General features: G+C 72.8%; 6 protein-coding genes and 1 pseudogene. 3 read left to right on the top strand and 4 right to left on the bottom strand.

All coding sequences use genetic code 11. The features are described 5' to 3' along the window. Positions 1 to 92: 92 nt before the first annotated feature. The gene (locus ABZ693_RS35770; RefSeq protein ID WP_359885672.1) at positions 93 to 701 is read right to left on the bottom strand and encodes a helix-turn-helix domain-containing protein; all 609 of its coding nucleotides are present in this window, start codon (positions 699 to 701) and stop codon (positions 93 to 95) included. Between the two features lie 92 nt (positions 702 to 793). Between ABZ693_RS35770 and ABZ693_RS35765 the strand changes: the two genes are divergently transcribed. Next, a complete protein-coding gene (locus ABZ693_RS35765) occupies positions 794 to 1,777 on the top strand; it encodes an NAD(P)/FAD-dependent oxidoreductase (protein ID WP_359885671.1) in 984 nt (327 codons plus the stop codon). Between the two features lie 78 nt (positions 1,778 to 1,855). Continuing rightward, positions 1,856 to 2,206: a thioredoxin family protein gene (locus ABZ693_RS35760; RefSeq protein ID WP_359885670.1), complete on the top strand. Its 351-nt coding sequence runs from the start codon at positions 1,856 to 1,858 to the stop codon at positions 2,204 to 2,206. A gap of 28 nt (positions 2,207 to 2,234) precedes the next feature. Here ABZ693_RS35760 and ABZ693_RS35755 read toward each other — a convergent pair whose 3' ends face one another. The 3 genes from ABZ693_RS35755 to ABZ693_RS35745 form a co-directional block, all read right to left on the bottom strand. After that, positions 2,235 to 3,266 carry a PaaX family transcriptional regulator C-terminal domain-containing protein gene (locus ABZ693_RS35755; protein WP_359885669.1) on the bottom strand — a complete coding sequence of 344 codons (1,032 nt, stop codon included), beginning with the start codon at positions 3,264 to 3,266 and terminating at the stop codon, positions 2,235 to 2,237. Then, entirely contained in the window at positions 3,251 to 3,916 is a 666-nt protein-coding gene (locus ABZ693_RS35750; RefSeq protein WP_359885668.1) for a GNAT family N-acetyltransferase, read from the bottom strand. Before ABZ693_RS35750 ends, ABZ693_RS35755 begins: the two co-directional genes overlap by 16 nt. Positions 3,917 to 4,276: 360 nt before the next feature. Next, positions 4,277 to 5,266 carry an AraC-like ligand-binding domain-containing protein gene (locus ABZ693_RS35745; RefSeq protein ID WP_359885667.1) on the bottom strand — a complete coding sequence of 330 codons (990 nt, stop codon included), beginning with the start codon at positions 5,264 to 5,266 and terminating at the stop codon, positions 4,277 to 4,279. 253 nt (positions 5,267 to 5,519) lie between these two features. Between ABZ693_RS35745 and ABZ693_RS35740 the strand changes: the two are divergent. Beyond that, positions 5,520 to 5,794 (top strand): annotated as a pseudogene (locus ABZ693_RS35740) (hypothetical protein); the annotation flags it as partial.

Raw genomic sequence — 5,794 nt, 5'->3', positions numbered from 1 at the left:
CCGAAGGGCTACGGGGGAGTTGGCGACTGACGACAACGCGGCGAGCGCGCGTGCCGGGGCACGCGAGCCCAGCAAGATCCAAAAGAAAGGCCCTAGGTATCGGCCTGGTTCCGGTCCGCCCTGGAGTGGGGTCTGGCCCGGACATGGACGCGTTCCCCTTGCGGGCCGAACAGGTTGAGGATCTCCACCGGCGCGTCCCCCGCGGGGCCGAACCAGTGCGGCAGGCGGGTGTCGAACTCGGCGGCCTCGCCCGGTCCCATCACCAGGTCGTGGTCGGCCAGGACGAGCCGCAGCCGGCCGGACAGCACGTACACCCACTCGTATCCCTCGTGCGTGACGGGCTCGGGCCGGTTCTGGTCGGCGGGGATGATCGACTTCCATGCCTGGACGCCTCCGGTCTGCGCCGACAGCGGGATCACCGTGCGGCCCTTGTGGACGCGGGGTCGGACGCGGATCCGCGGGTCCCCCACCTCGGGCGCCCCGACCAGCTCGTCCAGCGGGACCTGATGGGCCTGCGCGAGCGGAAGCAGCAGTTCCAGGCTCGGGCGGCGCTGGCCCGACTCCAGCCGCGACAGGGTGCTCTTGGAGATGCCGGTGGCCTCGGCCAGCGCCGACAGGGTCACCCCACGCCGGGTGCGGATGCGCCGGAGGCGGGGGCCGACCTCGGCCAGCGCGGCGGCGATCGTTGCGTGCTCGTCCATGCCCCCATTCGACCTCCGCGTCCCGGAAATGGCAACGAATGTTGCCGCTTCCGGGCCGGGCGCGCAGTCTCGCGGCAGGAGGTTGATCCGACATGAACACGATGAACGACCAGCACGGCCGGAGCCGGACCGGAGATTTCGACGATGTCCACGACGTGGTGGTGATCGGCGCCGGCGCGGCCGGTCTGAACGCCGCCCTGCTCCTGGGCCGCGCGCGCCGCAAGGTGGTGGTGATCGACGCGGGCGAGCCGCGCAACGCGCCCGCCGCGCACATGCAGGGCTTCCTGTCCCGCGACGGGCTGCCGCCGGCGGCCCTGCTCGAACTCGGGCGCGCCGAGATCGCCCGGTACGGCGTCCGGCTCCTTCAGGGGCGGGTGGAGGAGATCGACCACGGCTACTTCGTCCGTATGGCGGGCGGGGTGGTACTGAAGGCGCGCCGGATCCTGGTCGCGACCGGGCTGCGCGACGAGCTGCCCGACATCCCCGGCGTCCGCGAGCGGTGGGGACGGGACCTGCTGAACTGCCCGTACTGCCACGCCTACGAGGTCCGCGACCAGCCCCTGGCCGTCCTCGGCACCCACCCGGGAGCCGTACACCAGGCCCTGCTCCTGCGGCAGTGGAGCGACGACGTCGTCTTCTTCCCGCACACCATGGACCTGGCCGCCGCGGACCGGGAGCGGCTGACCGCGTACGGGCTGCGCCTGGCCGAGGGCGAGATCACGCGGCTCGTCGTCGACGGCGACAAGCTGCGCGGCGTCGAACTGGCCGACGGCCGCGTCGTCCCCCGCGCCGCCGCCTTCCTCTTCCCCCGCATGGTGCCGCACGACGCGCTGCTGACCGGCCTGGGCTGCGACACGGACGGCACCGGCCGGATCGTCACCGACCGCACCGGCCTGACCAGCGTGTCCGGTGTCTGGGCGGCCGGCAATGTCATCGATCCCCGCGCCCAGGTGATCACCGCCGCCGGCATGGGGTCCGCTGCCGCCTTCGCCCTCAACGCCGACCTGCTGGACGAGGACGTCGACCGCGCCGTCGAACAGCACCGCCTCACGGCCGGAGCCGTCCCCGCCGAGTAGTCGTGGGGCGGGCCGACACCTCGCCCCGCTCCCCCGTACACAACACACGACACACGACACACGACAAGGAACCGTCCCATGCCCGTACCCACTCCCCGCCCGGTGGACAGCGTCACCGCGCAGACGTTCGCCGGGCGCGGCCTCCAGGCGGAGCGACCCGTCCTGGTCCAGTTCTGGGCCACGTGGTGCCACCCGTGCCGGATGGTCACCCCGCACGTGGCGCAGTTGGCCGCCGAGCGGTCCGGCCGGCTGGATGTCGTCCGGATCGATCTGGACGAGGAGCCCGAGCCGGCCACGCGGCTCGGCATCACGTCCGTTCCCGCCTTCGTCGTCTACAACGAGGGCCGGCCCGTGGGCTCGTGGATCGGCGCGGCGCCCAAGAAGGCCCTGGAGGGCAAGCTGGACGCGATCCTGCGGACCGTGAAGTAGGAGACGGACGGACTCACCCGAGCGCTCCTCACCGGGAGCGCTCGCCGGGTTCGTCATCGCCACCGTCACCGCGCTCACCGCGCTCACCGCGTTCACCGCGCTCGCCGGGCTCCTCGGGCGCGGTGAACGCGTCGTCGTAGAGGCGGAACAGGCGGAACAGGCGGGGCGGCGGTGTGGCGTCGCCGTGTTCGTCCGGGAGGGCGCTCAGGGCGGCCCAGCACTCCCGGGCGAGCCGGCGGGCGCGGCTGCCGGGCCAGGGCCGGGGTAGCAGCTCGGGAGGCAGGAGCGGATCGGGGGTCATGGCGTGGCCGAACTCCGCGGCGAGTTCCACGGCCAGGGTGAGCCGCTCGGCCCCGGACAGGCCGCCGCCCCCGGCCCCATCAGCCCCATCAGCCCCATCGGCGGCGGCCAGCCGGTCGACGCAGGCCGTGGCGAAGTCCGCGAGCTGGTCGTGCCGGGCGGCGATCGCGTCCAGCGGCCATACGGCGGCGGCCAGTTCACGGGGGTCCGTGAGCTCCCCGACCCGCAGGTCGGTGCTGGTGAGGAAGGTGACGGAGTCGAGGACGCCGAGCTGCCGGGCCTGGGCCTCGACCAGGTCGGCGATGGGGTTGGCCGCCACGTACAGCCCGCCCTGGAGGGGTGCCGCGCCCAGGTGCAGGAGGGTTTCGCGCAGCGCGTCGCGGGCGGTGCGGCGCGCTTCCGGTACGGCGAAGGCGAACAGGTGCCACGTACCGTCCCAGGGCGCGAGCCCGTGGTCCTGCCGGTAGGCGTGACGGACGTGGTCGGCGTCGGGTGCGAGGGTGCCGGTCGCGGCGTCGGACACGGCCTGCAGGACGGCCTTGCGCCCCCGGCCCTCCTGCCGGAACTTCTCTTCGCCGACGAGGCGTTTCACACACAGCCGGACCTGTTGGTCGGTCATGCCGAGGAGACCGGCGACGGAGTAGAGCTCACCGGCGTCGACGGCCCCGTCCTCGCGGACCAGCGCGTGCACGAGCAGCCGCGTGGGGATCTCCGGCCGGTGCGTACGGTCCGCTCGGGGGTGGGTCAGGGAGTGGGGCACAGGGGGTTTCCTCCGCCGGGGCCGTCGGGGGTGACGGCACGGTGCATGGTGGTGACGGCTCCGAATCCCATCAGTGTCCTCAGGAACGGGGTCCGCTGGGTGCGTACGGCGGTGAAACCGTGCCGCGTGTAGAGAGCCCGGGCGCGCGGGTTGACGTCGATGACATCGAGCCGGATCCGGGTGCGGGCGTGCTCGGCGGCGACGGCGGCGATCTCGCGCAGCAGCAGACTGCCGATGCCGGTGCCGCGATGGGGCGCCGCCACGCAGATGCCGTCCATGACGAGTTCCCGCTCGGCGGGCTTCCGGGTGAACAGCGCGAGGAGGGCAAGCCGGGGCAGCCCGCCGAGCGGCCCGTACGCGGACAGGACGTCACGCGCCGACCCTCCGGTCAGGCCGCGGCCCGCGAGGTCGTAGCCGGCGACGCCGACGACCCGGCCCGTGCCGTCGAGCACGGCGATGCCGCGGTCGTGGTGCAGATGGGCGGCGAGGAAGGCCCGGCCCTTGTCGGGCGGGCCGAGCGCGGAGCCGAGTTTGCGCCCGAACGCCTCCCAGTACAGGGCGGCGACCTGCTGTTCGGCTCCTTCCGGGATTCCCCGGCACAGCCGGAGGCCGTCGTCGCCGCGCGTCGCCGGCTCCTTCGGTACGTCCACGGATTCCCCTCTCTCGGACTCTCGAACGGTCCCGGCCGCCTTCGTCGGCCATCCGGACACGACAAGCATAATACGCTCGTTGGGAGAACGAACGTTTCACCTTCGATAGTTTTGAGTACCGGCTTTGGGGTCCGACCACGAAGAACCACCCAGCACCACGAGGAAAGGCGCATCGGCATGACCGACCGAGACCACGACCGAGACTCGGCGATCACGGTTCGACAGAAGTCATCGGACCGCGTTCTGGTGGCGGCCGGGTTCCCGCTGCTGGGGGCGGTGGCCGGCGCTTCCGCGCCGTCCACGTCGCCGGAACCGTCCGCGCCGTTCGGTCGCCCGTGAGCGCGCGCTCCCTCCCGGGCGTCAGGAGTCGGTGGGGCGGGACCGCGCCGTGTCTTGGATCCGCAGCCGCCGCCATTCGCGCGGCGTGACCCCGTAGGCCGCCCGGAAGCGGCGGGTGAAATGGCTGGGGCTGGTGAACCCGCTGCGGGCGGCCACGGCGGAGATGGGAAGGCCGACATGGCGCGGCGAGGTCAGCAGACGGCAGGCCGTCTCCAGCCGCTCCCCGATCACCCACTGCTCCAGGCTGATGCCGGCCCGGCCGAGGACCGCGTACAACTGGCGTCGTGAGACCGCGTGTTCGCGTGCGATGCGCTCCGGTGTCAGTTCGGGGTCGGTGAGATTGCGGCGTACGTACGCCATGACCCGGGTGGCCAACGAGTCGTCCATGGCCGCCCGGACCCGGCGGTCGTCCGTGTCGTGGGCGGCCGAGGTGAGCAGCGCCCTGAACAGGTCGGTGGTGCCGTTGCCGAGCGTCGCGGCCCCGGGGTCGGCCGCGAGCGTGCCGGGGTCCCGCCACAGGGTGCGGAGATGGTTGAGCACGAGGTCGTGCAGGGGGCTCGACCGCAGGCGCACGGAGGCGCGGACGACGGTGTCCACCGGCACCCCGAGGTGTTCCATGTCGATGGTGACGGCCTGCGAGGACCCCTCCCCCGACCAGCCGTAGCGGCGCGGCGCGAGTTCGTGGAAGACGGCGACGTCGTCGGTGCCGAGGAGGTACCGTTCGTCGGCGTTCTCGGCATGGTGGACGCCGGAGGTCTGCAGCGAGAAGGAGACCACCGGGCGCTCGCGGTGCCCGCGGACGTGCCGGGCCGTCCGCCGGACCTCGAAGCCGGTGCTGCGTACGTCGACGAGGTCGAGCGGACCCAGCCGCCAGGCCTCTATCCGGGCACGTATCCCGGTGGCCGATGTCTCGTGGGCTATGTCGTTCGGTACCGAATCGTCCGTCAGAGCCTCGTGGAACGCGTCCACGCGGTCCTTCGGATCGAAGGTCTCCAGATCCAGCAGCAGCACGTGGTTCCCTCTCTCGCCTCTCTCGATACCGGCCCCCCCTGGGCAGTGCCCGCTTCCGCATTCTGGGTCGCCGCGCGGCGCTCCGCGCCGAACGCTGCACTGACGGTCAAGTCCTCTGCACCCAGGGACGACCCGGGGCGCGGATGCCCGCCTACGTTCGTCAGTGCCCCGCGAAACCGGCGCGACGGCACCCCCGTCGGCGGGCTCTGCCCGCCACCCCCATCCCTTCCCGTCCCCATCGAGAGGCCGGAGCATGACCGACCCCGTATCCACCGTCCCCGACACCGTCGCCGCACCTGTCACACCCGTCCTGGAGCCGGCCGCACGCGATTTCGCCGAGGCCACGTCCCGGCCGCCGTTCCTGTTCCAGATCCCGCCGGCCGAGGGCCGCAAGGTCGTCGACGACGTGCAGTCCGGCCCGGCCGCCCTGCCCGCGGTCGACGAGGAGTGGGTCACTGTCCCCGGTGGTCCGACCGGTGAGGTCCGGGCCCGGATCGTCCGGCCCGCCGGCGCCACCGGAAGTCTGCC

It is taken from the genome of Streptomyces laurentii, assembly GCF_040635425.1.
Taxonomy (GTDB): Bacteria; Actinomycetota; Actinomycetes; order Streptomycetales; family Streptomycetaceae; genus Streptomyces; species Streptomyces laurentii.
This window is presented reverse-complemented; position numbering and strand designations above follow the sequence as displayed.

Coding starts and splice junctions, on each gene's coding strand:
- ABZ693_RS35770 (WP_359885672.1), bottom strand. CDS start 701: ATGGACGAGCACGCAACGATCGCCGCCGCGCTGGCCGAGGTCGGCCCC.
- ABZ693_RS35765 (WP_359885671.1), top strand. CDS start 794: ATGAACACGATGAACGACCAGCACGGCCGGAGCCGGACCGGAGATTTC.
- ABZ693_RS35760 (WP_359885670.1), top strand. CDS start 1,856: ATGCCCGTACCCACTCCCCGCCCGGTGGACAGCGTCACCGCGCAGACG.